The 1,948-nt window shown below is 68.0% G+C and carries 1 protein-coding gene; it reads right to left on the bottom strand.

All coding sequences use genetic code 11. From position 1 onward, the window contains the following. On the bottom strand, window positions 1-1,948 hold a 1,948-nt coding region (locus tag EN738_RS33955), incomplete at both ends, for an alpha-2-macroglobulin (protein WP_145967038.1).

Below are 1,948 nucleotides of genomic sequence, written 5' to 3' on the forward strand. Positions count from 1 at the left end.
GCATGACGGCGTTGTCGCCGGGCGCCAGGAAGCGCGGCAGGCCGGCGGTGATGACCACCGGATCGCGGACGATGACATCGGCCTGAGCGTGGCCGACCGCTTCCCTGGTCCAGGCAACAGTCATGACGCGCACGGTGCCATTGAACTGCGGGATGTCGAAATCGATCCTGGCCTTGCCGTCGGCGTCGAGTTGGACGGGACCGGAGAAGAAGGCGACCAGCTTTTCGGTCGGCGGGCTGCCCTGCGCCTGCAAGGCGGCGCCGTCGCCGCCGGTGCGCAGCTTGCCGGTGGTGCCGAGCGAGCCGTCGATCAGGCGGCCGTAGAGGTCGCGGATCTCAAGCCCCAGCATGCGCTGGCCGAAGAACCAGTTCTCCGGATCGGGCGCCTTGTAGTTGGTCAGGTTGAGGATGCCGACATCGACGGCGGCAACCATCACATAGGCATTGCTGCCAGGCTGGACGCCCGCCACCGCGACCGGGATCGACAGTTGCTGGCGCGGCATTGCCTTCTCGGGCGGCGTCAAGGTGACGGCGAGCTTCTTCGAGCCCGGGTCGACCGTCAGCCATTTGACGCCGATGGCGCGGGCCGGCATGCGCGTCTCCTGCGCGTCGCCCGGCCGGAACAGCGTCGCCGTGACATAGGCGCCGGCGCCCCAGTCGTCGCCGACCGGGATGTCGACGGTGCCGCCGCCGGCCGGTACGCTTGCGGTAACGGTCTTCAGCAATTTGTCGGCGCCGATGGTGACCAGCAGTTCGCCGGCAAAATGCGGCGAGACCTTGAGCTTGGCCACTTCGCCTGCGGCGTAGGTGTCCTTGTCGAGGGCGACCTCGAGGCCGTCGGGGGTTTCGGTGGTGGTGGAGCTGACATACCAGCCGCCATCGAATTCATAGCTGGTCGCCGGACCCTCGGGATCAGCCGTCTCGACCTCGAGCCGGTAGCGGCCCCAGTCGACCGGCAGCGACACGGTCGCCTCGCCATCGGCGGCAAGATCGACCTGACCGTTGGCCACCGATTTGGTGAAGGTGACCGGCTCGTAATTCCATGAGTTGTTTGAGCGGTACCACTGGTAATTGCGCTCGACCTTTACAAGCGACCACAGCGCGCCCTTCAGCGCCTCGCGCTTGCCGTCGGGGTCGACGGCGATCAGGCTGAACTTCGCCGTGCCGCCCTGCGGCACCTCGTCGTTCTCGAAATCCGGACGGATGCCGATCATGTGGCCCTGCGGGCGGATGCCGATGTTGAGCGAGCGCTCGACGGCGCGGCCGCCGGTTTCGCGCATGCGGACGGTGACCTTGGCGTCGACCAGCTTGGTGGTCGAGGGCAACTGGTCGACGGCGACCGGGAAGGTCGCCTTGCCATCGTCGCCGACCACCGGCAGGCCGGCGAGCGGCGTCACCGAAGGTTCGGCCGACTGCTCGTCGGCGAGGCCGAAGGAATAGCCCTTGAAGCGGTCCCAGTCGCGGGCCGTCGACAGCGTCAATTCGCCTTCGAGCGCCAGTCCGGCGGCCGGCGCGCCATAAAGGAAGCGGCCGTCGACGGTGACGTTGGCGGTTTCGCCCTGCGCGATCTCCTTCTTGTCGGCGGAGAGGTCGAACTCGATGCGATCCGGCACGAAGTCTTCGACCAGGAACATCTGGCTGGCGACGGCGGCCTGCTTGGGATCGGTATGGATCGACACCGTCCAGGTGCCGCGCATGGCGTTTGGCTCGAGCGGCAGGTCGACGGCATGGCCGCCGGCGGAGGCGCCGTCGCTGACGATGCGGCGGTCCTCGACGCCGTCGGGGCGGGTGAAGATGAAGGTCAGCGGCAGGTTCTCGACCGCCTTGGCGGCGCCGTCGCGGGCAAGGGCCGCGACATGCACGTCCTCGCCGACGCGGTAGATGCCGCGCTCGGTCCAGGCATAGACGTCGAGCGCGGCATCTACCGCGTCGGCGAGGACGTGCATGTC

Source organism: Mesorhizobium sp. M4B.F.Ca.ET.017.02.2.1, assembly GCF_003998955.1.
GTDB classification, from domain to species: Bacteria; Pseudomonadota; Alphaproteobacteria; order Rhizobiales; family Rhizobiaceae; genus Mesorhizobium; species Mesorhizobium abyssinicae.